A 23,958-nucleotide genomic window follows, 5' to 3' on the forward strand; every position below is an offset into this window, starting at 1 on the left:
GTCACCGGAGGAACGCGGCGGCCACGCCGGCGTCGACGGGCACGTGCAGCCCGGTGGTGTGCGAGAAGTCCGCCGTGCAGATGGCCGCGACGGCGTTGGCGACGTTCTCGGGCACGACCTCGCGCTTGAGGATCGTGCGCTGGGCGTAGAACGCTCCGAGGTCCTGCTCGTCGATGCCGTAGGTCGCCGCGCGGTTCGCCCCCCAGCCGCTCGCGAAGATGCCGGAGCCGCGGACGACGCCGTCGGGGTTGATGCCGTTCACCCGGATGCCGTGCTCGCCGAGCTCGGCCGCGAGCAGCCGGACCTGGTGCGCCTGGTCGGCCTTCGTGGCGGAGTAGGCGATGTTGTTCGGTCCCGCGAACACGGCGTTCTTCGACGAGATGTACACGATGTCGCCGCCGAGGCCCTGCTCGATGAGCACCTTCGCGGCCGCCTTCGACACCAGGAACGAGCCCTTCGCCATGACGTCGTGCTGCAGGTCCCAGTCCTGTTCGGTCGTGTCGAGCAGGCTCTTGGACAGCGAGAGCCCGGCGTTGTTCACGACGAGGTCCAGGCCGCCGAAGTGCAGGAGGGTCTGCTGGACGGCCCGCTCGATGGCCGCGGCGCTCGTCACGTCGGCGGCGATGCCGATCGCTCGGTCGGTGTCGCCGATCTCCGCGGCGGCGGCCTGGGCCTTCCCGAGGTCGAGGTCCGCGATGACGACCGCGGCGCCGTCGGCCGCCAGGCGCTTCGCGATCGCCTTGCCGATGCCCGACGCGGCCCCGGTCACCAGGGCGATCCGCGTCGCGAGCACCTTCGGGGCCGGCATCCGCTGGAGCTTCGCCTCCTCGAGCGCCCAGTACTCGATGCGGAACTTCTCGGCCTCGTCGATCGGGGCGTAGGTGCTGAGCGACTCGGCGCCCCGCATGACGTTGATCGCGTTGGTGTAGAACTCGCCCGCGACCCGGGCGGTCTGGGCGTCCCTGCCGTAGGAGAACATCCCCACACCGGGCACGAGCACGATGAGCGGGTCCACGCCGCGGATCGCCGGGCTCGTCGCGTCGGCGTGCCGGTCGTAGTAGGCCTGGTAGTCCGCGCGGTACTGCTCGTGCAGTTCGTGCAGACGCTCGACCGCGTCCTCGACCGTGGCACTGGCGGGCAGGTCGAGGAGCAGCGGCTTGACCTTCGTGCGCAGGAAGTGGTCCGGGCAGCTCGTGCCGAGGGCTGCCAGGCGCGGCGCCTCCTCGCTCGCCAGGAAGTCGAGCACGACGTCGCTGTCGGTGAAGTGCCCCACGACCGGCTTGTCGTGCCCGGCGATGCCGCGGATCGTCGGGGCGAGGGCAGCGGCACGTGCACGACGTTCGTCGGTCGGCAGGGCCGCGTACCCGGGGCGCACGGGGCCGAACGGCTCGGGCTTCCCGTTCGCGGCGATGTACTGCTCGGCGGTGTCGATGACCCACCGGGAGTTCGCCTCGGCCTCGTCGCTCGTGGCGCCCCACGCCGTGATGCCGTGGCCGCCCAGGATCGCGCCGATCGCCTCGGGGTGGTCGCGCTCGACGGCGGCGATGTCGAGCCCGAGCTGGAACCCGGGTCGACGCCAGGGCACCCAGACGACCTTCCCGCCGAAGACGCGCTCGGTCAGCGCCGGACCGTCCGCCGCCGTCGCGATCGCGATGCCGGCGTCCGGGTGCAGGTGGTCGACGTGCGGAGCCTGCACGAGGGCGTGCATCGCGGTGTCGATCGACGGGGCAGCACCGCCCTTCCCGAACAGGCAGTGGTCGAACGCGGCGACCATCTCGTCCTCGCGCTCGACGCCCCGGTAGACGTGCTGCAGCGCCCGGACCCGGTCGAGTCGCAGCACGGCGAGGCCCGCCGGGGTGAGCGTGCCGAGGTCGCCCCCGGAGCCCTTCACCCAGAGCAGCTCCACCGGCTCGCCCGTGACGGGGTCGGTGTCGGTGCCCGTCGCAGACGTGTTCCCACCCGCGTAGTTCGTGGTCCGCGGGTCCGAGCCGAGCGCGTTCGACCGCGCGATGAGTGCGGCGACCGTCGCGTCTGCGTCGGTGCCGTGCGTTGCGGGGTCCACCCGTGCCTCCAGGTCCGTCATCTCACGCACCCCAGCCGGCCTGCACGCCACCGACGCGGTCGGCTGCGATCGACTGCTGGTACCCGGAGTCGAGGTAGGCGCGCATCGGGTTGGCCGGCAGCCCGCGCGACTCCCGCCAGGCCGCCAGGTCCTTCCGGACGTCGGTCTGGAAGGCGTCCATGAAGACCTCGTTGGCGCCGAGGACGTCGTGCGCCTCCTGTGCCGCGGTCAGCGCCACGCGGTCGAGCAGCAGTGCGCGGGCCGTCATCTCCTGCACGTTGAGCACCGAGCGGATCTGGCCGGGGATCTTGTCCTCGACGTTGTGGCACTGGTCGAGCATGAACGCGACGTCGGCGTTGTCGTACCCGCCGCCGCGGATGACCTCGACCAGGATGCGGAACAGCTGGAACGGGTCGGCGGCGCCCACGATGAGGTCGTCGTCGGCGTAGAAGCGCGAGTTGAAGTCGAAGGACCCGAGCTTCCCGAGGCGCAGCAGCTGCATCACGATGAACTCGATGTTCGTGCCGGGGGCGTGGTGTCCGGTGTCGAGGCAGACCATCGCCTTCGGGCCGAGGGCGCTCGTCTGCACGTAGCTGGTGCCCCAGTCCGGCACGTCCGTGTGGTAGAACGCCGGTTCGAAGAACTTGTACTCGAGCACCAGGCGCTGGTCGTCGCTGAGGCGGTCGTAGATCGTGCTGAGCGACTCGTGCAGGCGGTCCTGGCGTTCGCGCATGTCGGCCTGGCCGGGGTAGTTCGAGCCCTCGGCGAGCCAGATCTTCAGGTCGCGGCTGCCCGTGGCGTCCATCACGTCGATGCAGCGCAGGTGGTGGTCGATGGCCTTCTGCCGGACGACGGCGTCCGTGTGGGTCAGTGCGCCGAACTTGTAGTCGTCGTCCTGGAACGTGTTCGAGTTGATCGTCCCGAGCCGCACGCCGTGCTCCTCGGCGTGACGTCGCAGGTCGGCGAAGTCGTCGACCAGGTCCCACGGGATGTGCAGCGCGACCGTCGGTGCGAGCCCGGTGTACCGGTGCACCTGCGCCGCGTCGGCGATCTTCTCGTACGGGTCGCGCGGGGTGCCCGGCGTGGTGAACACCTTGAAGCGGGTGCCGGAGTTGCCGAAGGCCCATGACGGCAGTTCGATCTGCTGGCGTGTCAGCTGCTCGGCGATGCCGGCGAAGCTCGGGGTTGATGTCATCGTGTCACTTCCTCGTGTGCGACTGGTTCGTGCTGCTGTGGCCGGGTCATCAGGGCACCGGGACCGCCGCGGGCGCCCGCAGCTCGTGCGTCCCGCCCGCCAGCCGCTGCTCCGCGAGCCCGGGCAGGCGCACCACCGCGGTGACGCCCTCGGGCACGCTCACCCGCACCAGGAGTTCCCCGTCGACGAGCTCCCACCGCACGGCGACGTGCCCGTGCGCGGTGTCGAGCGTCGTCTCCGCCCAGGTCAGGCCACCGCCGGGCTGCGGCGCGACCAGCACGGTCTCGTACCCGGGCGTCAGCGGCGCGAGGCCACCGACCACCCGGTGCATCCAGTCCGCCACGGCTCCGAGGGCGTAGTGGTTGAACGAGGTCATCTCGCCCGGGTTGATCGTGCCGTCGGGCAGCATCGAGTCCCAGCGCTCCCACACCGTCGTCGCCCCCATCGTCACCGGGTACAGCCACGACGGGCACTCCGTCTGCAGCAGCAGCCGGTACGCGTCGTCGAGGTGCCCGGTCTGCGTCAGTGCGTCCGTGATGAACGGCGTCCCCGCGAAGCCCGTCGAGATCCGGTACCCGGACTCGGCCGCCAGCTCGGCGAGCCGGTCGCCGGCCGCCCGGGTGTCCTCGTCGGAGAGGATCCCGAACACGATCGCGAGCGCGTAGACCGTGGTGCAGTCCGACCGGATCCGTCCGTCCGTCACGTAGTGCTCCCGGAACGCGGCCTGGAGGCTCGCAGCCATCTGCCGGGCCTCGGTCGTCTCCGCCTCGTGGCCGGGCAGCAGGGCGCCCGCCTCGGCGACGAGCGTCGCCGACCGGAACGCGCAGACCGTCGCGACGACACCGGGGTCGGCCTTCGCCTTCGCGGCGTCCTCCGGCGGGGCGTCGGGGTCGAGCCAGTCGCCGAACTGGAAGACCGTGTCCCAGAGGCCCTGTGGCGAGAGGTGGTCGCGGATCCGGCGCAGGTGCGCCGTCATCGAGTCGAACTGCTCCTCGAGCACCGCGGTGTCGCCGTACGCCTGGTACAGCGTCCAGGGCACCCAGACCCCGGCGTCCGACCAGATCGCGGTGGCGTCGGGGACGCCGAAGTCCTCGGCGGGGGAGTACTTCAGCACGTCCGGCACCACGAAGGGGATGACCCCGTCGGCGTGCTGCTGCTCGAGCCACACGTCACGGAGCCAGTCGCCGAGGAACGCCCTGGTGTCGAACAGGTACGACGCCGTCGGGGCGAACGCCGCGATGTCGCCCGTCCACCCGAGGCGCTCGTCGCGCTGCGGGCAGTCGGTCGGGACGCTGAGGAAGTTGCCCTGCATGCCCCGCACGACGTTCTCGTGGAAGGTGTTGAGCAGCTCGTGGCTCGAGGTGAACGTGCCCGTGCGGGTCAGGTCGCTGCCGACCTGCACGGCGGTCACGGCCGCGCGGAGATCGTCGAGCGAACCCGGCCACCCGTCGACCTCGGCGTAGCGGAACCCGTGGAAGGTGAAGCGGGGCTCGAACACGTCCGGGGCATCGGCGCCGCTGCCGCTGAGGGTGAGGTGGTCCGTCGCCTTCGCGGTGCGCAGCGGGCGGGTGCCGAGCTCGTCGTGCTCCAGCACCTCGGCGTGCCGGAGCGTCAGGACGGTGCCGGCGGGGCCGCTCGCCGTGACCCGCACCCAGCCGACCAGGTTCACGCCGAAGTCGACGAGCGTCGCGCCGGACGGGCTCGTCCAGACGTCGACCGGGGCGATCTCCGCCAGCGGTCGGACGGGCGGCACGGTGTCGGCGACGAGCTCGCGGTCACCGATCGACACGGTGTGGACGCCGCCCGTGTGCTCGAGGTAGCCGGGGTGCTTCCACGTCGTGTCGTCGACCCGGGCGTCGACGTCCTGGCCGTCGTAGAGCTGGTCGTCCGTGATCGGGCTCGGCAGCGCCTGCCAGTCGGTGTCCGTCGCGACGGTCTGCACGTGGCCGTCGGCGAAGGTGACGTGCAGCTCGGCGAACCCGGCGCGCTCGTCCGTGTACCAGCCGCCGCCACCGCCCCACGCCAGCCGACCGGCTGCCCAGCCGCGACCGAGGACCAGGGCGAGCACGGCGGCGCTGCCCGGCTCGGCGGTCAGGTGCTCGGTGACGTCGTGCGAGACGACGCGGATGCGCCACTCGTAGCTCGTCCAGCCGGGTTCGAGCAGGTGGTCCGAGACGCGGGTGCCGCCGAGCCAGGCCTCGACGACGCCGAGGGCGCTGACGTCGAGGCTCGCTGCCGTCACGGCACCGTGGCCGGCGTCGAGGGTGAACTCCCGACGGAGGATCGGGGCGCTGCCGGAGTCGGCGTCGGAGTCTGCCGCGATGAACGGTGCGGTCCAGGTGGTCATGGTGTCCTTCCGGCGGTCGTCGTCGTCGACGGCCGCGTCGTTGGTCGTTGGGGAGCGTCAGCCCTTGACGGCGCCGCTGGTCATGCCGGCGACGATCTGGCGTTGGAAGAAGACGTAGAGGATCAGCGGGGGGATCGTGATGAGCAGCACGTCGGTGAACAGCAGGTTCAGCTGGCTGACGGACTGGCTCTGGAACGCGTAGAGCGTCTGCTGGACCGTGGCGTTCTCGGACCCGGGCAGGAAGTACAGCGGGTTCGCGAAGTCGTTGAACACCGCGACGGACTGCACGAGCACGACCGTGATGATCACCGGCTTGAGCAGCGGCAGGACGACCCCGAAGAACAGGCGGATCGGGCCGGCGCCGTCGAGCACGGCGGCCTCGTCGAGCTCCTTCGGGATCGTCGCGACGAAGGCCCGGAAGAGCAGGATGCAGAACGACAGGCCGAACGTGGCCTCGATGAGGATCATCCCGCCCATCGTCTTGAACAGGTTGAGTCCCTGCAGCACCCAGATCGTCGGGACGATCGCCGGCGGGACGATGAGTCCGGCGAGGACGAAGAAGTTGATGAGCCCGTTCCATCGGCCCGGGCGGCGCTGCAGCACGTAGCCGACCATCGCGGAGAAGACCACCATGATGAGCACGCTGCCGACGGTCAGCACGGCGCTGTTCACGAACGCCCGGACGATGCCGGACTCGCCGCTCTGGAACACCGCCCGCAGGTTCTGCCACAGCTGCCAGTCGGTCGGCAGGGTGAAGCCGAGCTGGTTCGCCTCGGCCGGGGACTTCGCCGCCTGCAGCAGCACGAAGACGAACGGCACCAGGAAGACGACGAACGACACCACGATGGCGACGATGCCGATGACCCACCGTCGGACGGTGCCGGGGTGGCGGCGGCGCGCTGCCGTGGCCGGGCGGGAGGCGGTGACGGCGCTCACAGCTCCGGCTCCTGCCGGTTCAGCAGCCACGACACCGGCACCATGATCGCCGTGACGACGACGAAGAGCACGACGTTGCCGGCGGTCGACAGGCCGTAGAAGCCCGCCTGGTACTGCTTGTAGATCACGCTCGCGATGACGTCGCTCGTGAAGCCGGGGCCGCCGCCGGTCATCGCCCAGATGAGGTCGAAGGACCGCAGGCCGCCGATGAGCGACAGGATGATGACGGTGCCCATGGCCGGCCGGGACAACGGCAGGGTGATGTTCCTGAAGATGGTCCACGCGCTCGCACCGTCGACGCGCGCGGCCTCGAAGTACTCCTGCGGGATCGCGACGATGCCCGCGATGAAGATGAGCGTCGCGATGCCGACGCCCTTCCAGACGTCCACGGCGGCGACGCTCCACAGGGCGAGGGCCGGGTCGGTCAGCCACCCCGGGGTGGGGAGGCCGACCGAACCGAGGATCCCGTTCACGATCCCGTGGAAGGGGTCGAGCAGGGCCTTGAACGTGATGCCGATGCCGATCGTCGACACGAGCACCGGGAAGAACACGACCGCCCGGAGGTAGCCGCGGCCGAGCACCGGGGACGTGAGGAGCAGGGCGAGGGCGAGTCCGAGGACCACCTTCGCCGCGCTCGTCACGAACCCGTACTCGAACGTGTGGATGAACCCGGAGACGAGCTGCGGGTCCTGGAAGAACCGGACGAAGTTGTCGAAGCCGATGAAGGTCTGGTCGAACAGCGTCCAGCGCGTCAGGGCGAACCAGAAGCCGGCGAACGTCGGGACCGCGAAGAACACGACGTAGAGCGCGATCGCGGGGATGAAGAACCACGCGGGGTAGAACGACCGCATCCTGCTGCGGGCCGGACCCGGTCCTGCCTTCGTCGTCTGCGGCGGGGCCACCGCCGTCGTGAGCGTCGCGGTCACGTCCTCACCAGCCCTTGATGCCGAGCTGCTGGGCCTGCTGCACGACGTCCTGGTCGTACTGCTTGGCGCCGACGGCCGCGGTCGAGATGCCGGAGCCGACCTGCACGCAGATCTTCTCGAGGTTCGGGCCCTTGATCGGGGAGAGGAACTCGAGGGCCGGCGTGGCCTTGCTGTCGTCGATGTACTGCTGGAGGTCTCCGAGCATCGCCGGCACGTCGTCCGGCAGGGTGCACGTCGAGATGACGTACGGGCCACCGGGTGTGCCGGTGTCGTTCTGGATAGCGCAGCCCTTCGACGAGTTGACGAAGGCGATGAACTTCTTCGCCGCGGCGAGCTTGTCGCCCTCGGTCGTCTTCGGGATGTACAGGCCGTTCGGCTCCCAGATCGTCAGGGTGGTGTCGTCGGCGTCCTCGGCCGGCAGGGCGAAGGCGCCGATGTCGTCGACCGCGTCCGGGCTGTCCTGCTGCAGGGTGGAGATCGCGTTGGTCAGCATGGGGTACTGCGCCCCGGTGCCGTCGGCGAGCATCTTCAGGCCGTTCGCCTGGGTGGCCGAGGCGAAGTCCTGGTTCAGCAGGCCCTTCTCCTTGACCTCGGCGAGGTGGTCGAAGCCCGCCAGGGCCGGGTCCTTCGCGTAGGACTCCTTGTTGGCGGTGTACTTCGACGCCCAGTTCGCCTGCTGCGCCGTGATGTTGGCGAAGTCGCCGAGCACGAACAGCTGGCTGGTCCAGGTGTCGCCGTAGGTCTGGATGACCGGGGTGACCTTGCCGGCGTCCTTGATCGCCTCGCTGTTGCTGATGAACTCGTCCCACGTGGTGGGGACCTTCAGCCCGAGGTCGGCGTAGACCTTCTTGTTGTACATGACCGCGCCGCCGAAGCTCGTGCCGATCGGGGCGCCGTACACGCCCTTGTCGGTGCTGACGACCTTCGTGAACTGCTTGTCGACGTCCTTCGTCCAGCTCTGGTCGGACAGGTCCACGAGGGTGTTGTCCGGGTTGAGCGCCTGCATGAGCGACCCGGAGTTGTAGTTGAAGACGTCGGCCATCTCGCCGGTCGACAGCTGGGTCTTCACGAGGTTGTCGCCCTCGGTGCCCTGCGGTCGGGTGTCGAACTTGACCGTGACGCCCGGGTTGGCCTTCTCGAACGCGGCGATGAGGGGCTTCGCGGTGGCGGCGGTCGCCGGGGAGTTGTCCGCCTGGTAGGTGATCTGGACCGTGCCGCCGCCGCCGGTGTCGGCCGAGCCGCCGGACGAACAGCCGGCGAGACCGCCGATGAGGACCGTGGCGCCGCCGATGGCGAGCAGCCGGGTGGTCAGGGAACGAGCTGACATCCTTACCTCCTCGTAAGGGCCCGGGTGGTGGGACGCCCGGGTGGAACGGACCCGACATCGCATCGTCGCGGTGCCCGGCTGGTGCTGTTAGAACGTTTCAATCGGAATGGAACCACGAGGATTGAAGCGTGTCAATCGGTGACGCGAGATCGGCGGGGGTGGGGTGTCGGTCGAATCCCGCGGAGGAGGTCGAATCGCGCGAGGAGGTCGATTCGCGCGGAGAGGTCGATTCGCGCGGAGAGGTCGATTCGCGCATAAGGGGTCGAATCCCGCGTGGGAGGTCGAATCGCGCTTAGGGAGTCGTTCGTTCCCCCCACCAACGCGCGGAACCGCTTCCCATCGCGGGCGTCATGGGAAGGATCGTGCAGATCGGGCACGGCACACCGCTCCCCATCGCGGGTGATGTGGGAAGGAACGCCCGCGGTCAGGGCTCCGTGCGCCGCAGGTCGCTCGAGCAGGCGGCATCCGCGCGGGCAGCCGCAGCAGTGGCAGCCGCCGCCGCAGCCGAGCGTCCGATCGTGCTCTCGCGGGGGACCAGCTCGCTGCCGATCACCACGGTCCGGTGCACGTGCGTGTCGGGGGCGTCGGTGAGCTCGGCGAGCAGCAGCTCCACGGCCGTGGCACCCATCTCGGCGCCGTGCATCGTCACCGAGGTGAGCGGCACCGCCCCGCCCCAGGCGATCGAGTTGTGGTCGCAGCCGGACACCGGGATGTCCTCGGGGACCCGGATGCCCGCGGCTCGGAGCTCGGTCACGACCGCCATCGCGAGCAGGTCGGTCACCCCGAGGACCCCGTCGGGCCGTTCGTCTGCCCGCATCCGTGCGATCCGGGCGCCGGCGTCAGTGCCTCCCGGTGGGTCGATGTCCCCGGCGTCGACGTCGACCAGGGTCACCCCGGGGTGGGCTGCGACGGCGCGCAGGACCCCGGCCCGCCGCCGGTGCACGGGTTGGAGCTCGCCGCGGGCGCTGACGAACCCGATGCGTCGACACCCCTGGGCGATGAGGTGCTCGGTGGCGATGAAGCCCGCCTGCTCGTTGTCCACGACGACGGAGCAGGCGTCGACTTCCGCGGGTTCGTGGTTGACGTAGACGACGGGTCGGCCGTGGCGGCGGGTGCGTTCCACCTGGTCGCGGGAGTCGGTCATCGTGGCGAGCAGGATCCCCGCGACACGGGAGCTCTCGAGGGACGCCAGGTGGTCGCCCTGCGCGCTGAGGTCGTCCTCGCTGCTGGTGATGAGCAGGGTGCGGTCCTGGGTGCGGGCGGCGAGCTGGGCACCGCTGACCATGTCGCTGAACAGCGAGTTGCGGAGCGACATCACGACGAGGCCGATCGCGCTGCTGCTGCCGGACACCAGGGCTCTCGCGTTGCGGTCCGGTGTGTACCCGAGGTCGGCGATCGCGGCGTGGACCCGGTCGGCCGTGGCCGGGCGGACCCGCTCCGGGTGGTTCAGCACGTTGGAGACCGTGGCCAGCGACACCCCGGCCCGCGCGGCGACGTGGTGGACGCTCGGTGGCCCGTCACGACGCGGGGGCTGGACCATCCCCTGATCGTAGACGGAGCGCACGACGCCGCCTGGCAGCGCGGACGCAGCCGGTCAGCGGTCCCGGACGGTCGACTGCCGGACGACGAGCTCCGGCGTGAACTCCACCTGTTCCAGCTCGATGTCCTGCCCCTGCTCGACCTGCCGCACCAGCAGGTCGATCGCCCGTCGGCCGAGGTCCTGCGCCGGCTGCCGGACCGACGTCAGGGGCACGACGGCCGCCTCGGCGAACGCGATGTCGTCGTAGCCGACGATGGCGATCTCGTCCGGCACGGCGACGGACCCGCGCATGACGAAGGCCTGCTCGAGCCCCACCGCGACCAGGTCGTTCGCGGCGAACACGGCGTCCGGGCGCTCGGACGCCGGTCGGCGCTGGAGCTCCTCGCCGACGCGACGGCCCTCGAGCACGGACAGGGACGTCGTCGGCAGCACCTCGAGGGACGCACCTGCGGCGGTGGTCGCGGCGAGGGCACCCGCGTGCCGGTCGACGACCTGGCGGATGCCGAACGGACCGCCGACGTACGCGATCCGGCGCCGACCGATCGCGAGCAGGTGCTCGACCGCGATCCGACCGCCCGCGACGTCGTCGACGGAGACGGAGGCGAACGGTTCGTCGTCGGCGCGGCGGTCGACGAGCACGACGGCGGTGCCCTGGTCGCGGAGCCGTGCGAGCCGGGAGAGGTCGTCACCGGCGGGGGAGATGAGCAGCCCGGCGACCCGGCGCTCCTCGAACAGGTCGACGTAGGTGCGTTCCCGGTCGGTGGACTCGTCCGAGTTGCCGATCAGGACCGCGAGGCCCTTCGACATCGCGGCGTCCTCGGCTCCGCGGGCGACGTCCGTGAAGAACGGGTTGCCGCCGTCGAGCACGATGAGCCCGACCGTGGAGCTGCGACCGGCACGGAGCTGGCGGGCGGAGTCGTTCCGCACGAAGCCGAGCTCGGCGATGGCGGCCTGCACCCGGACGACGGTGCCGGGGGCGACCTTCTCCGGGCGGTTCAGCACGTTCGACACCGTGCCGAGGGACACACCGGCGAGCGCCGCGACCTCTCGAACACTCACCGTCATGCGGTCATCCTGACAGCTGGAGCGCCGCGCCGCGCGGGGCGTCAGTCGGTGCGGAGGGTGTCGCCCGCGTCGGCGGCGACCGGGTCCTTCGTGGTCCACCCGTACCAGCGGCCGTCGACCTCGGCCGTGGCGCGGCCGTCCCCGCAGGTGAGCAGGCCGGTCGTGGGCAGGCTGTCGGGCAGGAACCCGGCGGACATCGCGGGGCCGCCGTGGGGGCCGTCGAGGGGCGTGCAGGCAGCGGTGTCGACGCCCGAGGCGGAGTCGAAGGCGATGACGTACCCGGGCTCCTCGGTGTCGAGCCGGACGTCGATGTCCTTCGCGTCCTCGGGGACCCAGGCCGGCATGAACCAGGCCATGTCCTTCGAGTTCGCCTTCGACGGGGCGTCGGAGTACGTGTCGTAGTGGTGCTGCTGTTCCTTCTGGTACGGCTCCAGCAGGCTGCACCCGGTGAGGGTGGCGACGATGAGGCCCATCCCGAGGACGGCGAGCCCGGAGGTCAGGGCGGAGCGCTCGGAACGGGTGGTGGCGGAGGAGGCGTGCTTGGTCATGAGACCATCCTCGAACCGACATGCGGCCGGTGGAATACAGCCGTCACCCGCTTCGGTGGTGGGGTTGTCCCCCCGTCGGCGTCGGAGGTGCCGCCCCGGTGTCGCGACGGTCCCACCGGACTGGAGGCGCGCCTCCAGTCCGGTGGGTCGGCGTCAGCGACCGACGGTGACGGTCTGGTCGAGCTGGTTCCGACCTGTCTTCGCGTCCCAGGTGCCGACGTTCGCGGTCTGGACCGCGAAGTCCGGGTTGCCGGCGGTGCTCCGCTCGGCTGCCGGCAGGGCCAGCGCGAGGGACCAGGTGCCCTTCGGCAGGCCGCGCAGCGGTGCCGACACGGTGACGGTCTTGCCGGGCTGCCAGGAGCGGACGTCCGTGCGCACCGGCACCGAGACGGTGCGCTTGCCGTTGGTCAGGACGACCTGCACGGGGCGGGCGTTGTACGGAGCGGCCCAGCCGTCGTTGCGGACCGAGACCGAGACGGACGGGGTGCGGCCGGTGGTGACCGTGCTCTTCGTCATGGTGAAGCGGTAGCCCAGACGCTTGGCGGTCTCGGTCATCCCGGCGTCACCCCACGTGGCGAGCACGTCCTGGTTGTAGTCCAGGTTGAGGTAGCTGTAGTGGTACTTCGCCATCTCAGCGGAAGCCGACGGGAACTCGGACCGCGGCGGGTTCACCGTGCAGGTCTCACCACCGACGGGCACGTACCGCGAGTCCGCCGCCAGGTAGTCCTGGTCGAGCGAGAGCGGGTCGGACAGGAACGTGCCGAAGTCGTCGGGCGAGGCCAGGAAGCAGTCGTTGTGGTGACCGACGCGCGACTTCGCCGAGCCGTCGTGGGCCTGGGCCGGCGTGAGTGCACCGGCCGTGCCGGACGGCAGACCGAGTGCTGCCTGCTTCGTGGCCATCGTGCGGACCTGCACCGAGCGGCTCGTGGGGAGCGCGGCGAGTTCTGCGCGCAGCACCTGACGGCGTGCGGCCTGGTCGGCCTCGGTCAGGACGCCGGGGTTCGACGGGTCGCTGGCGAAGTGGTCGGTGTAGTAGCCCTCGCCCCACAGGCCGATGAAGCCCTCCTGCAGGGTCGGGATCACGTCGGCGTTGCGGCGGAGGAGCGGCGTGAGCTGCTTGATGTGTCCGAGCACGGTCGGCAGGTCGGCGTCGCCGTACGGTGCCGAGTACGGGTAGTCGCCGCCCTGGACGTAGGCGAAGCGGGTGATGACGCCGACGCCGGCCTGGCGCGCGGTGTCGTAGTCCCGCTGCACGAGCTTCAGCCAGGCGGGGTCGAGCCGGGTCTGGTCGACGAACTTCTCCATGTAGAACACGCGCACGATCTGCGTGACGCCCTCGGCGCGGTACGAGCGCAGCGTCGCGAGGTCGAGCGGCGTGTAGCCGGTGCCGTCCGCGCGGTAGTGCGTCGCCGTCGTGTGGTCGAAGCCACGCTCCGGGTTCGGGATCACGGCGTTGCTCGCCGTGTAGGAGACCGTCGACGAGTGCGTCGGTGGTCGGTGCGTCGCGGTCGCCGCGGAGGCGGCGGTCGGGACGGCGAGCGTCAGAGCGGCAGCGGCTGCGACAGCCCCCGCGACGATGCGGTGGTGGAGCATGGAGGAGACCCCTTCTCGGTCACGCGTGGACCTCGACACCGCGACCCCTGATCGCGGCGGTCCTGCGTGATTCTGATGTGAAGGTACGTCAACCGATCAGAAGTGCGCAAGAGCAGTCATCATCTCGGGATGGTGGACAGGGCCTCCGCGGCACCCTCGGCGTCCTCGCGGGTGACGTCGAGGTGCGTGACGACGCGGATCTTCGTCCGGCCGAGCTGCATCAGCCGCACACCGCGCGCTGCGGCCTCGGCGACGAACGCCGGCGGGTCGGTGACCTCGGCGAAGACGATGTTCGTGTCGACCGTCGCGGGGTCGACCCCGAGCGCGCCGGCGAGCAGCCGCGCGTGGGCGTGGTCGTCGGCGAGCCGCTCGACGTGGTGCCGCAGGGCGAACCGTCCGGCGGCCGCCATCATGCCCGTCTGCCGCATGCCCCCGCCGTAGCGCTTGCGCCAGATCCGGGCGGCGGCGACGTGCTCGGTGGAGCCGACCAGCACCGACCCGACGGGTGCGCCGAGGCCCTTCGACAGGCACACGGAGACCGTGTCGAAGCCGTCGGCGAGCTCGGCGAGCGGGCGGCCCGAGGCGACGTGCGCGTTCCACAGGCGCGCGCCGTCGAGGTGCAGGGCGATGCCGTGCTCGCGCGCGAAGGTCTGCACGGCGAGCACCTCGTCCTGCGGCTGCACCGTCCCGCCACCGAAGTTGTGCGTGTTCTCGAGGGCGATGGCGGTCGTCGACACCGAGTAGGCGCCGGCGTTCGGCTCGGCGATGTCCCGCACGGCACCGGCCACGAGCCGGCCGTGCTCCGACGCCCACGTCCGCGTCGTGATGCCGGAGAAGACCGCGGCGGCACCGAGCTCGGCGCGGACCACGTGCGCCTGCACGTCGGCGACGAGCTCCTCGCCAGGACCGACCAGCAGCCGGAGCCCGAGCTGGTTGGCCATCGAGCCGGACGGGGTGAAGAGCCCCGCCGGGTGTCCGAGCAGCGCGGCGACGTCCTGCTCGAGGCGGGTGGTCTCCGGGTCCTCGCCGTAGACGTCGTCGCCGACCTCGGCGTCGAGCATCGCGGCGCGCATCGCGGGGGTGGGGCGGGTCACGGTGTCGGAGCGCAGGTCGATCACCCCGACAACGCTATCGGCTGGCGTCGGGCACCGCGGCTAGCGTTGGCGCCATGCAGCCACCCGTTCCCGGAACCCTCCGCATCCTGCACCTGTCCGACACCCACCTGACGGGTGACGGCACCCTCCACCAGGGCACCGTCGACACCACCGCGGCGCTCGAGACCCTGCTGCACCGGCTCGAGGTCGTCGAGGGCGTGGGGCTCGTCGTCGTGTCGGGCGACCTGTCCGAGGACGGCTCACGGGCGTCGTACCAGGCACTGCGCGACCGGGTCGGGGACTGGGCCACACGACACGGTGCCGCACTCGTGGTCGTGCCGGGCAACCACGACCAGCGCGAGGGCTTCCGGCAGGTGCTCGCGAACGGGCACGTGCTGGGCGAGGGCGGCTCGCCGCTCATGCACACGCTCGAGCACCAGCCGCCGACGGTCCCGGTGTGCGGGCAGTCGACGGTCGCCGGGCGTCGGGTCGTCACCGTCGACACGAGCGTCCCCGGTGCCGGGTACGGGGAGATCAGCGCCGAGTCGCTCGACCACCTCCGCACAGCGCTCGCCGGGGATCCAGCAGCCCACGGCTCGGTCGTCGTGCTGCACCACCCGCCGCTGCCCGCCCCGACCGCCCTGCACGCTGCCCTGCGGCTGCAGAACCCGGGTGACCTGGCCGACGCGGTGCGGGGGACCGACGTGCGGGTCGTCCTCGCCGGCCACTACCACCACCACTCCGCGGGGTCGGTCGGTGGCGTGCCGGTGCTCGTCGCGCCGGGCGTCGCGAACGACACCGACGTCATCGGTCCGTACGGCGAGGAGTCGGCCTACGTGGGCACCGGTGCGCTGATCGTCGACCTCGCCGAGGACGGCACCCTCTGGTCGACGCCGGTGCGGGTACCCGTGGCCGACTCGGACACGATCGCGGTGCACCACGACGCGGCCTCGGTGGCGCGGATCATCGACGTGGCCGGAGCGCACTGAGGCGTTCGGCCCGTCCGGAGCGGCCGATGCACGCTGAACCGATCGACAGGACCTCCGCAACGCGCCCGTGAGGACCCCGGGCGTCCGGGACGACCACCCCGTTCTCGTGTAAGCCGGAGCGCAAGGAAACGAAGGAGTGCCCCATGCGACACGGCAACGCTGTGCAGTACGACCGGTACGGCGACTTCGACGTCGTCCAGCTCGTCGACATCGAACGACCGAAGCCAGGACCCGGCGAGGTGGTGGTCGAGGTCTCGGTCGCCGGCCTCAACCACATCGAGCGGTTCCTCCGCGAGGGCAAGCTCAAGGAATTCATCGACCTCGACTTCCCGGCCCGCCAGGGCGTGGACTTCGCCGGCGTCGTCGTCGCGCGCGGCTCCGAGGTCCGCGACCTGCACGTCAACGACGAGGTGATGGGCCACGCGCCCCACGGCGGGTCGCACGCCACCTGGGTGACCGTCCCGCGGGGCGCCGTCGTGAAGAAGCCCTCGAGCATGACGTTCGAGGTCGCCGGCAGCCTGTACCTGGCCGGGTGCACCGCGCTCTCCATCGTCCGGTCGCTGAAGCTCGGCCCGGACGACACCGTCGTGATCAGCGCGGCTGCCGGCGGGGTCGGGCACATCGAGTGCCAGCTCGCCAAGGAGACCGGTGCGACCGTCATCGGCCTGGGCAGCCCGCGCAACCACGACGCCCTCCGGCAGATCGGCGTGCTCCCGGTGTCGTACGGCGAGGGGGAGCTCGACCGCATCCGCGAGATCGCCGACGGCCGCCAGGTCACGGCGTTCATCGACAACCGCGAGCACAACGAGAACGTCGCCCTCGCGGCGGACCTCGGCGTCGGCGAGAAGCGCTTCATCACGAGCGAGCAGCGTCGCGACCTGGAGATCCGGTTCCTCCGCGCACCCGGCGACGACCAGGAGGCGTCCGAGATGCTGACCCGGCTCGGCGACCTCGTGCAGCGGCACAAGGTGCAGTTCATCATCTCCGGGTACTACCCGTTCGAGTACATCGTCGACGCGTACGAGGACCTGGCCGAGATGCACTCCCGCGGCAAGGTCGTCGTCGGCATGCAGCCGGTCGAGACCGGGTCGCGCCTGCATTGGTACAAGTCGGAGAAGTCCCGCGACCTGCACGACCCCGTCGAGCGCGCGGTACCGCACCCCGAGGCGTCCTAGGCGTCCTAGGCGTCTTGGGCGTCGAGGCGCCGGCGCGGAGTGCGTCCTGCAGCGGCTAGCTCAGGACGTCCTTCGTGGCGAACCGCCCGTACGCCAGGGTGCCGAACACCGCGACGTACCCGAGCTGCAGCAGCGCGTTGCTGCCGAACGAGTCGAACGCGATCGGGTCGCGCAGCAGGTCGCCGAACCCGAGCCACTGGTGCGAGAACAGGAACGGGTGCAGCCAGTCGAGCTGCGGGAGCTGGTCGAGGACCTGCGACGCCCCGGCCAGCACCACCGTCGACGCCATCGCGCCCACCGGCACGTTGGTCAACGACGAGGCGAACAGCCCGATCGCGGACAGCCCGAGCATCGACAGCGTGACGTACAGCGCCAGCAGCAGGGCACGGCCGGCGTAGGACCATCCGTCCACCTGGGTGCCCGAGAGCAGCGTCACGGGGCCGATCGGGAACAGGGCGGCGCCGATCGCGGCTCCGACGAGGACGATCACGAGCGTGGCCGCCAGGCAGAAGGCGACCGCGCCGGCGTACTTCACGAGGATGAACCGCAGGCGCCCGGTCGGGGCGACGAGCAGGTAGCGGATGGTGCCGTGGCTGGCCTCACCCGCGACGGTGTCACCCGCGACGACCCCGACCGTGAGCGGCAGGAACAGCGGGATGGACACCGTCAGCGCCGTGAACGACACGAACAGCCCGTTGTTGGTGATGTCGCCGAGGAACGCGGGCCCGCCGGAGTCGCCGCCCGTGGTCAGGCGGACGGCCACGGCGATGAGGATCGGCACGAGCGCGAGCGCCCCGAGCATCGCCCAGGTGCGGCGACGGCGGAACACGAGGGCCAGCTCGGACCCGAGCAGGGCGAACGGACGGGTACGGCGCGGCTCGTGCTCGACGGCGGGTGCGGGCGGTGCGACGGCCGTGTCAGGCTGCGACATCGAATCCCTCTCCGGTGAGTGCGACGAACAGGTCCTCGAGCGTGCCGCCACCGACGGTGAGCCCGCGGACGCGGACGTCGGCGCGGACGAGCTCGGCGGCGATGGTCTCCGGGAGCACCTCGGCGGGCAAGTCCGCCACCAGGACGTCGGCGCCGCCGTCGTGGCGCGGGGTGAGCCCGAGGCGCATCAGCACGGTGCCGGCCTGCCCGAGGTCGGGCGTGCGGACCGTGACCGTGCGGGCTCCCGCTGAGCGGAGGTCGTCGAGCGTGCCCTGCGCGACGATCCTGCCCGTGCGCATGACCGCGGCGTGCGTGCAGACCTGTTCGATCTCGGCGAGCAGGTGGCTCGACACGAACACCGTGGTGCCGTCGTCGGCGAGGGAGCGGATGAGGTTGCGGACCTCGCGCGTGCCCTGGGGGTCGAGGCCGTTCGTCGGCTCGTCGAGCACCAGGAGCTCACGTGGGGTCAGCAGCGCGTTCGCCAGACCCAGGCGCTGCTTCATGCCGAGCGAGTAGGCGTGCGCCTTCTTGTCGGCCGCGTGCGAGAGCCCGACGCGCTCGAGGGCGTGGGCCACGCGGTCCTTGCGGGTGCGAGAGTCCGAGGTCGGGTCGGCGGCGTCGAACCGGGACAGGTTCGCCCGGCCGGACAGGTACGGGTAGAAGGCGGGTCCCTCGACCAGCGCCCCCACCCGCGGCAGCACCCGGTGCAGTCCGGCGGGCATCGACTCGCCGAGCACCTCGATCGAGCCGCTCGTGGCCGAGGAGAGCCCGAGGAGCATGCGGATCGTGGTCGTCTTGCCGGACCCGTTCGGTCCGAGGAACCCGAACACCGAGCCGCGCGGGACGACGAGGTCGATCCCGTCGACTGCCCTCTGTTTGCGGAAGACCTTCGCCAGGGCCGTGGTGCGGATCGCGAGGTCGGTGCCGGACGCCGGTGTGGCTGCGTCCGGCGGCACCGGGCCGGCGGTGTCGGTCGTGCTCACTTCGCGGCGGCGACCAGGCTCGACACCGGCACGGCGCCCGCGAGCACGCGGCCGTCGTCGGTCAGGTAGACGGACACCAGCGAGGTCTGGATGGCACGGCCACCGTCCACGGCCCGCGTGACCTGCCCGAGCAGGCCCTGCGCGTCCGAGCCGAGCGAGGCCTGGTCGGCGGTGCCGGCCGGGAGCTCGGCGATCGTCGACCAGCCGCTGCCGGTCAGCGTCGGGGTGTCGTCGCCCGTGCCGTGCGCGCCGCGGTGGGACCCGGCGTGGTCGGCCGCGTCGGAGAGGTCCTTCGTGGTGACCTTGGCCCCGGACGGCGGGGTGAAGTCGAAGAGCCGGGCGGCCGGTGCGCCGTAGTCGAGGCTCGTGAAGCCGACCTGGACCGCGGGCTCGGACTGGCCGTCGGCCTGGATCGCGGCACGGAGCGGGAGCCCGGTCTGCTTGTCGACGGCGAGCTCGACGCTGCCCACGAGGGTGTCGGAGGACTTCGGCGTGAGGACGAGCTGCCAGGCGTCGTGTCCGGCGACCGAGGTCGTGGTGGGCTTCGAGACCGTGGTGCTAGGGCGGATCGCGGCGATGGCCTGCTTGGCCAGGTCGGCGGGGGTCATGGTGCCGTCGCGGAAGGACTCCTTGACGTGGTCCGGCAGTGTGACGTGGGTGGCTTCGCGGGCCTTCGAGTCCCACGTCCAGACGTCGGAGCCGTTGCGGACGAGGTCCTGCTCGGCGAGCTGCTGGGTGACCTGGACGCGCTGCTTCGTCGCACCGTCGACGTAGACGCGGGCGGTGTGCGAGGACGTCAGGAGGGAGAGGGCGTCGGAGGCGTCGCCCTCGAGCGAGGAGCCGCCGGAGCCCGCGGGGAGCTCGGGGAGACCGAGGTCGCTGGTCTGCGAGAGCTTGCCGGAGTACTGGGCATCAGAGGACTTCGCGACGCTGGCGATGACGTCCGCGGCGGTCGGGTTCGTGCCGGCGATGGGGTCGTTCGCGGCGCTCGCGAGCGTCGGTGCGGCGATGGCACCGGCGACGACGACGGGTGCGATGACGGCGGGCAGCCAGGCGGACTTCTTCATCGTCCATCTCCTCGGATGGTTGAACCCCTCGCCGGTGAGCGCGGGGTGGTCAGCAGACTAGGTCGGGCAACCGACAGTCGGCTGTGTCCTCGGGCGGGTGCCGGCCCTTCGTAGACTCGTGCCCTGGCCGGGCGACGGTCGGTGGCGGCGAGGGAGACGGCATGCGGGCGGTGCTCGGTCTGGACATCGGGACGTCGAGCACGAAGGCGCTCCTGGTCCGGCTCGACGGCACGGTCCTGGCCGAGGTCGGACGGCACCACGAGGTCGACCGGCCCGAGCAGGGCCTGGTCGAGATGGACTCCGCGCTGTGGTGGAGCGAGTTCTGCGACCTCACACGGCAGCTCCTCGCGCTCGTGCCGGACGCCCGGGTCGAGTCCGTCGGGGTGAGCGGCATCGGTCCGTGCGTGCTGCTCACCGACGCGTCGTCCACGCCGCTGCGTCCCGCGATCCTCTACGGCGTCGACACCCGCACCGCCGACATGCTCGACGACCTGACCGAGGAGCTCGGCGGCGAGGACGCGGTCCGTGCCCGGTGCGGCTCGGCGCTCAGCACGCAGGCCGCCGGCGCGAAGCTCGCCTGGGTCGCCCGGAACGAACCCGAGGTCTGGGCGCGGGCCGAGCGGTTCACGATGCCGTCGTCCCGGGTCGTCGAGCTGCTCACCGGCGAGTACGTCCTCGACCACCACTCCGCCAGCCAGAGCACGCCGCTCTACGACGTCCACACGAACGCGTGGATCCCGGAGTGGTGCGCGCTCGTCGCACCCGGCCTGCCCATGCCCCGACTGCTCTGGTCCGGGGAGGCCGCCGGGGCCGTCACCGGCGAGGCGGCCGCGGCCACGGGCCTCCCGGTCGGCATCCCGGTGACGGCCGGGACCATCGACGCGTGGGCGGAGGGACTCAGCGTCGGGGCGTCGGTGCCGGGCCGGATGTCGCTGCAGTACGGCACCACCATGTTCATGATCACGCCGACCGCCGAGCCGACGTGCGTGCCGGGCATGTGGACGACGGTGGGCACCCACCCGGACCAGCCGTGCGTGTCCGGGGGGACGGCGACCTCCGGCGCGGTCACCGACTGGCTGCGGCGTCTCGTCGACGCCGACTGGTCGACGATGCTCGCGGAGGCGGATGCCTCGGGGGTCGGGGCGAACGGGCTGCTGATGCTGCCGTACTTCGCGGGGGAACGGACGCCGATCGCCGACCCGGACGCCCGCGGGGTGATCGCCGGGCTGACCGTGCGGCACACTCGGGGCGACCTGTACCGGGCGACGCTCGAGGCGACGGCGTTCGCGGTGCGGCACAACATCGAGACGCTGCGGGCGGCCGGGGTGCCCGTGCGGGAGCTCGTCGGGGCCGGCGGGGGCCTGCTCGGGCGGCTGTGGCCCCGGATCGTCACGGACGTCACCGGGTTGCCGCAGACGATCCCCTCGGTGACCGTGGGGGCGTCCTACGGGTCGGCGTTCCTGGCGGCGGCACTCGTCACCGAGGTCGACATCGCGGTGTGGAACCCGCCGGCGAGCGTCATCGAGCCGGACCCCGACCGGGCCGCGGCGTACGAGGCCGGGTACCGCGACTACCGCGAGCTGTACGAGGTGACGAAGGCCGTCGTGCACCGGCTGGCCGCGCGGGGGTGAACGCGGGCCCCCGAGGGGCATCGCGCCCCGGGACGGACATCGCGCCCCGTGGTGACGGGGCGCGATGCATGTCGCCGGGCGCGATCCGCGCGAGCGCCGCGATCCGTGCGGCTACGCCTGCGCGTCGACGCCCGCGGGGGCGCTGCCGTCGTACTCGCAGATCGCGTTGACCTTCTCGGCGCTGGCGCTCGAGGTGTCGAACTCGTAGCCGAGCCACTCCTTCGCCAGGCGCCGGGCGAGCTCCACGCCGATCACGCGCTGGCCCATGCACAGGACCTGGGCGTCGTTCGACAGGATCGAGCGCTCCACGCTGTACGAGTCGTGCGCGGTGACGGCCCGGATGCCGGGCACCTTGTTCGCGGCGATCGCGACGCCGAGTCCGGTACCGCAGAACAGGATCGCGCGGTCGGCCTCCCCGTTCGCCACCATCCGGGCGGCGTCCACGGCGACGTGCGGGTACGCGGTGTGCCCGTCCGCGTCGACCCCGACGTCGGTCACCGACGAGACGCGCTCGTCGGCCTCGAGGTCCTGCTTGAGGACCTCCTTGTAGTCGAACCCGGCATCGTCCGAGCCGATCACGAGACGGTACGTCATGCGTGTGTTCCTTCCTTGTCAGCAGCGCGTGCGGCGAGCACGTCGCCGACCCGCGTGAGGATCATCCCCATCGAGGTGGCGCCCGCGTCGGGCGTCCCCAGGCTCTTCTCCGCCAGCGGCCGGGCACGCCCGACCTTCGGCCTGAGGTCGGCGGTGGCTTCGCCCTCCGACACGGCGACGACGGCAGCAGCCTGCCACGCGTCGGTGAGCGAGCGTCCAGACGCCACCGACGACCGGAGCTCGTCCACGAAGGGCAGCAGCGCGTCGAGCATCGTCTTGTCCCCGCGGGACGCCCCGCCGAGGTGCACGATCGAGTCGGCGAAGGCCTGGGCGGCCTCGACGACGTCGATGGCCTCGATCGTCTCGCGGTCGTCGCGCAGCGACCGACCGAAGGCCTCGAGTGCCGCACCCCACAGGACCCCGGAGGTGCCGCCCGCGAACTCGGCCCACGCGTCACCGGCGCGTCCGAGGACGAAGGCGACCCCGGCCTCCTGGCCGAGTGCATCGACCGCCTTGCGGGCCGCACCGATCCCCTTGACCATGCCACGGCCGTGGTCGCCGTCCCCGGCGACCGCGTCGATGCGGCCGAGCTGCTCCTCGTGGTCGCGGAGGAGCGCGTCCACCGCGTCGACAACGGCGCGCGCGGTCTGGGCGGCCGACCGGGAGGCTCCACTCGCGTCCGGCACGACGGTCGCCGCTTCTTCGGCTTCAGCAGCGGCCTCGGCCGGCACGAGCGCGTCGACCGGCGCCGCCACCTTGCGGTAGGCGGGCGTGTAGGCGTCGGCGCGCCAGAGGCGCTCGAGCTCGTCGTCGAGCCACTGCAGGGTCAGCGAGCAGCCGCCCATGTCGAGGCTCGTGACGAGTTCGCCGACCTCGGGTTCGACGACCTCGATCCCGGCGTCGGCGAGGAGCGGGAGCACCCGGCCCCAGAGCAGGAACAGCTCCTCGTACTTGGTGTCGCCGAGGCCGTTGAGGATGGGGGCGACCCGGGTGCCGGCTGCGTCCGGGCGGTCGGCCAGCAGTCGCTCGACGAGCAGGCTCGCCAGGTCGGTCGCGCTGAGCAGGGGGACGTCCTCGATGCCGGGTTCGCCGTGGATGCCGAGCCCGAGGCCGAGGTGTCCCTCCGGCACGGTGAAGAGCGGTTCGGTGGCCCCTGGCATCGTGCAGCCCGAGAACGCGACGCCGATCGTGCGCGTGGCGGTGTTGCTCGCGGTGCCGACCCGCTCGACCTCGTCGAGGGACGCGCCCTCGGCGGCGGCCGCGCCCATCGCCTTGAAGACCGAGAAGTCACCGGCGATGCCGCGGCGCTTGGACTCCTCGTCGGCGCTGGCGATGTCGTCGGTGACCACGACGATGCGGGTGTCGATGCCCTCGGCGCGGAGCCGTTCGGCGGCGAGCCCGAAGTTCATCGTGTCGCCGGCGTAGTTGCCGAACGACAGCACGACGCCCTTGCCCTGGTCGGCGGCCTTGGCGACCGCGTAGACCTGGGCGGTCGAGGGCGAGGTGAAGATGTTGCCGACGACGGCACCGGTCGCGAAGCCCGGGCCGACGACGCCGCAGAACGCCGGGTAGTGCCCGGAGCCGCCGCCGACGACGACCGCGACCTGCGGCTCAGCGCCCTTCGTCGGGAGGCCGACGACGCCGCCGTGGACACCGCGCACGCGGTCGGCGTAGAGGGCGAGCCAGCCGGCGAGCTGGTCCTCGGCGAAGTCCTCCGGGTGGTCGTGGATCGTGGTCATGACAGCGCTGTCCTTCGTCTTGGGTGTTCAGTGTGCGCCTGCCGCCGTGGCGGGAGGGTCAGGCGTGCATGGTCGGGGTGCAGTCGTGCACGCTCGGGACTCAGCTGTGCATGCTCGGGATGATGGAGACCTTGACGGATGCGCCGGCGGAGTCGCCGACGAGGTCGAGGGCTTCTTGGAAGGCTTCGAGGGGGAACTGGTGGGTGCAGATCCGGTC

Annotated in this window: 19 protein-coding genes; 3 read left to right on the forward strand and 16 right to left on the reverse strand. The window is 71.6% G+C overall.

All coding sequences use genetic code 11. The features are described 5' to 3' along the window. Position 1 precedes the first annotated feature (1 nt). The 11 genes from ITJ54_RS12510 to ITJ54_RS12560 all read right to left on the reverse strand — a co-directional run bounded on the left by ITJ54_RS12510 (position 2) and on the right by ITJ54_RS12560 (position 14,657). On the reverse strand, positions 2–2,083 hold the full coding sequence (locus tag ITJ54_RS12510; RefSeq protein ID WP_194628718.1) for a bifunctional aldolase/short-chain dehydrogenase: 2,082 nt from the start codon (positions 2,081–2,083) through the stop codon (positions 2–4). A 1-nt stretch (position 2,084) separates the two neighbouring features. Further along, positions 2,085–3,257, reverse strand: a complete 1,173-nt coding sequence (rhaI, locus tag ITJ54_RS12515) for an L-rhamnose isomerase (RefSeq protein WP_194628720.1) — start codon at positions 3,255–3,257, stop codon at positions 2,085–2,087. A 49-nt stretch (positions 3,258–3,306) separates the two neighbouring features. Further along, positions 3,307–5,604: a family 78 glycoside hydrolase catalytic domain gene (locus ITJ54_RS12520; RefSeq protein ID WP_194628722.1), complete on the reverse strand. Its 2,298-nt coding sequence runs from the start codon at positions 5,602–5,604 to the stop codon at positions 3,307–3,309. A gap of 57 nt (positions 5,605–5,661) precedes the next feature. Next, a complete protein-coding gene (locus tag ITJ54_RS12525) occupies positions 5,662–6,540 on the reverse strand; it encodes a carbohydrate ABC transporter permease (RefSeq protein ID WP_194628724.1) in 879 nt (292 codons plus the stop codon). Continuing rightward, positions 6,537–7,391: a carbohydrate ABC transporter permease gene (locus tag ITJ54_RS12530; RefSeq protein WP_194628814.1), complete on the reverse strand. Its 855-nt coding sequence runs from the start codon at positions 7,389–7,391 to the stop codon at positions 6,537–6,539. Before ITJ54_RS12530 ends, ITJ54_RS12525 begins: the two co-directional genes overlap by 4 nt. A gap of 79 nt (positions 7,392–7,470) precedes the next feature. After that, positions 7,471–8,793, reverse strand: a complete 1,323-nt coding sequence (locus ITJ54_RS12535) for an ABC transporter substrate-binding protein (protein ID WP_194628726.1) — start codon at positions 8,791–8,793, stop codon at positions 7,471–7,473. 424 nt (positions 8,794–9,217) lie between these two features. Next, complete coding sequence (locus tag ITJ54_RS12540; RefSeq protein ID WP_194628727.1) at positions 9,218–10,333, reverse strand: LacI family DNA-binding transcriptional regulator; 1,116 nt, start codon at positions 10,331–10,333, stop codon at positions 9,218–9,220. 54 nt (positions 10,334–10,387) lie between these two features. Further along, positions 10,388–11,398: a LacI family DNA-binding transcriptional regulator gene (locus ITJ54_RS12545; protein WP_194628729.1), complete on the reverse strand. Its 1,011-nt coding sequence runs from the start codon at positions 11,396–11,398 to the stop codon at positions 10,388–10,390. A 41-nt stretch (positions 11,399–11,439) separates the two neighbouring features. Continuing rightward, entirely contained in the window at positions 11,440–11,946 is a 507-nt protein-coding gene (locus ITJ54_RS12550; RefSeq protein ID WP_194628731.1) for a hypothetical protein, read from the reverse strand. 153 nt (positions 11,947–12,099) lie between these two features. Then, positions 12,100–13,539: a DUF4832 domain-containing protein gene (locus tag ITJ54_RS12555; RefSeq protein WP_194628733.1), complete on the reverse strand. Its 1,440-nt coding sequence runs from the start codon at positions 13,537–13,539 to the stop codon at positions 12,100–12,102. 119 nt (positions 13,540–13,658) lie between these two features. Continuing rightward, positions 13,659–14,657, reverse strand: a complete 999-nt coding sequence (locus ITJ54_RS12560) for a threonine aldolase family protein (RefSeq protein ID WP_194628736.1) — start codon at positions 14,655–14,657, stop codon at positions 13,659–13,661. Positions 14,658–14,707: 50 nt separating this feature from the next. Between ITJ54_RS12560 and ITJ54_RS12565 the strand changes: the two genes are divergently transcribed. Both ITJ54_RS12565 and ITJ54_RS12570 read left to right on the forward strand, forming a co-directional pair. Further along, the gene (locus tag ITJ54_RS12565; protein ID WP_194628738.1) at positions 14,708–15,622 is read left to right on the forward strand and encodes a metallophosphoesterase; all 915 of its coding nucleotides are present in this window, start codon (positions 14,708–14,710) and stop codon (positions 15,620–15,622) included. 143 nt (positions 15,623–15,765) lie between these two features. Continuing rightward, on the forward strand, positions 15,766–16,797 hold the full coding sequence (locus ITJ54_RS12570) for an NADP-dependent oxidoreductase (protein WP_194628740.1): 1,032 nt from the start codon (positions 15,766–15,768) through the stop codon (positions 16,795–16,797). A gap of 55 nt (positions 16,798–16,852) precedes the next feature. Here ITJ54_RS12570 and ITJ54_RS12575 read toward each other — a convergent pair whose 3' ends face one another. From ITJ54_RS12575 to ITJ54_RS12585, 3 genes are read right to left on the reverse strand one after another with little or no spacing between them, the layout of a single operon-like run. Beyond that, positions 16,853–17,728, reverse strand: coding sequence for an ABC transporter permease (locus ITJ54_RS12575; protein ID WP_194628742.1), 876 nt, complete (start codon positions 17,726–17,728; stop codon positions 16,853–16,855). Beyond that, the gene (locus ITJ54_RS12580; RefSeq protein WP_194628816.1) at positions 17,715–18,683 is read right to left on the reverse strand and encodes an ABC transporter ATP-binding protein; all 969 of its coding nucleotides are present in this window, start codon (positions 18,681–18,683) and stop codon (positions 17,715–17,717) included. The genes ITJ54_RS12575 and ITJ54_RS12580 overlap by 14 nt, the downstream gene beginning before the upstream one ends. Positions 18,684–18,706: 23 nt before the next feature. Next, entirely contained in the window at positions 18,707–19,777 is a 1,071-nt protein-coding gene (locus ITJ54_RS12585; protein WP_194628744.1) for a LolA family protein, read from the reverse strand. Between the two features lie 161 nt (positions 19,778–19,938). Between ITJ54_RS12585 and ITJ54_RS12590 the strand changes: the two genes are divergently transcribed. Further along, positions 19,939–21,408, forward strand: coding sequence for an FGGY-family carbohydrate kinase (locus tag ITJ54_RS12590; protein ID WP_194628746.1), 1,470 nt, complete (start codon positions 19,939–19,941; stop codon positions 21,406–21,408). A gap of 111 nt (positions 21,409–21,519) precedes the next feature. Here the strand turns inward: ITJ54_RS12590 and ITJ54_RS12595 are convergent, their stop codons facing one another. Together ITJ54_RS12595 and ITJ54_RS12600 are read right to left on the reverse strand one after the other, a co-directional pair. Then, positions 21,520–22,002, reverse strand: coding sequence for a ribose-5-phosphate isomerase (locus ITJ54_RS12595; RefSeq protein ID WP_194628748.1), 483 nt, complete (start codon positions 22,000–22,002; stop codon positions 21,520–21,522). Beyond that, the gene (locus ITJ54_RS12600; protein ID WP_194628751.1) at positions 21,999–23,741 is read right to left on the reverse strand and encodes a dihydroxyacetone kinase family protein; all 1,743 of its coding nucleotides are present in this window, start codon (positions 23,739–23,741) and stop codon (positions 21,999–22,001) included. The genes ITJ54_RS12595 and ITJ54_RS12600 overlap by 4 nt, the downstream gene beginning before the upstream one ends. Positions 23,742–23,958 lie beyond the last annotated feature (217 nt).

Source organism: Curtobacterium sp. VKM Ac-2865, assembly GCF_015350905.1.
In the GTDB taxonomy this organism is placed as follows: domain Bacteria; phylum Actinomycetota; class Actinomycetes; order Actinomycetales; family Microbacteriaceae; genus Curtobacterium.

What these genes read in the sequence shown, in the direction of transcription:
- rhaI (WP_194628720.1), bottom strand. Translation starts at nt 3,257, where the DNA reads ATGACATCAACCCCGAGCTTCGCCGGCATCGCCGAGCAGCTGACACGC.
- ITJ54_RS12565 (WP_194628738.1), top strand. Translation starts at nt 14,708, where the DNA reads ATGCAGCCACCCGTTCCCGGAACCCTCCGCATCCTGCACCTGTCCGAC.
- ITJ54_RS12555 (WP_194628733.1), bottom strand. Translation starts at nt 13,539, where the DNA reads ATGCTCCACCACCGCATCGTCGCGGGGGCTGTCGCAGCCGCTGCCGCT.
- ITJ54_RS12510 (WP_194628718.1), bottom strand. Translation starts at nt 2,083, where the DNA reads ATGACGGACCTGGAGGCACGGGTGGACCCCGCAACGCACGGCACCGAC.
- ITJ54_RS12520 (WP_194628722.1), bottom strand. Translation starts at nt 5,604, where the DNA reads ATGACCACCTGGACCGCACCGTTCATCGCGGCAGACTCCGACGCCGAC.
- ITJ54_RS12590 (WP_194628746.1), top strand. Translation starts at nt 19,939, where the DNA reads ATGCGGGCGGTGCTCGGTCTGGACATCGGGACGTCGAGCACGAAGGCG.
- ITJ54_RS12570 (WP_194628740.1), top strand. Translation starts at nt 15,766, where the DNA reads ATGCGACACGGCAACGCTGTGCAGTACGACCGGTACGGCGACTTCGAC.
- ITJ54_RS12600 (WP_194628751.1), bottom strand. Translation starts at nt 23,741, where the DNA reads ATGACCACGATCCACGACCACCCGGAGGACTTCGCCGAGGACCAGCTC.
- ITJ54_RS12530 (WP_194628814.1), bottom strand. Translation starts at nt 7,391, where the DNA reads ATGCGGTCGTTCTACCCCGCGTGGTTCTTCATCCCCGCGATCGCGCTC.
- ITJ54_RS12540 (WP_194628727.1), bottom strand. Translation starts at nt 10,333, where the DNA reads ATGGTCCAGCCCCCGCGTCGTGACGGGCCACCGAGCGTCCACCACGTC.
- ITJ54_RS12535 (WP_194628726.1), bottom strand. Translation starts at nt 8,793, where the DNA reads ATGTCAGCTCGTTCCCTGACCACCCGGCTGCTCGCCATCGGCGGCGCC.
- ITJ54_RS12585 (WP_194628744.1), bottom strand. Translation starts at nt 19,777, where the DNA reads ATGAAGAAGTCCGCCTGGCTGCCCGCCGTCATCGCACCCGTCGTCGTC.
- ITJ54_RS12575 (WP_194628742.1), bottom strand. Translation starts at nt 17,728, where the DNA reads ATGTCGCAGCCTGACACGGCCGTCGCACCGCCCGCACCCGCCGTCGAG.
- ITJ54_RS12595 (WP_194628748.1), bottom strand. Translation starts at nt 22,002, where the DNA reads ATGACGTACCGTCTCGTGATCGGCTCGGACGATGCCGGGTTCGACTAC.
- ITJ54_RS12550 (WP_194628731.1), bottom strand. Translation starts at nt 11,946, where the DNA reads ATGACCAAGCACGCCTCCTCCGCCACCACCCGTTCCGAGCGCTCCGCC.
- ITJ54_RS12545 (WP_194628729.1), bottom strand. Translation starts at nt 11,398, where the DNA reads ATGACGGTGAGTGTTCGAGAGGTCGCGGCGCTCGCCGGTGTGTCCCTC.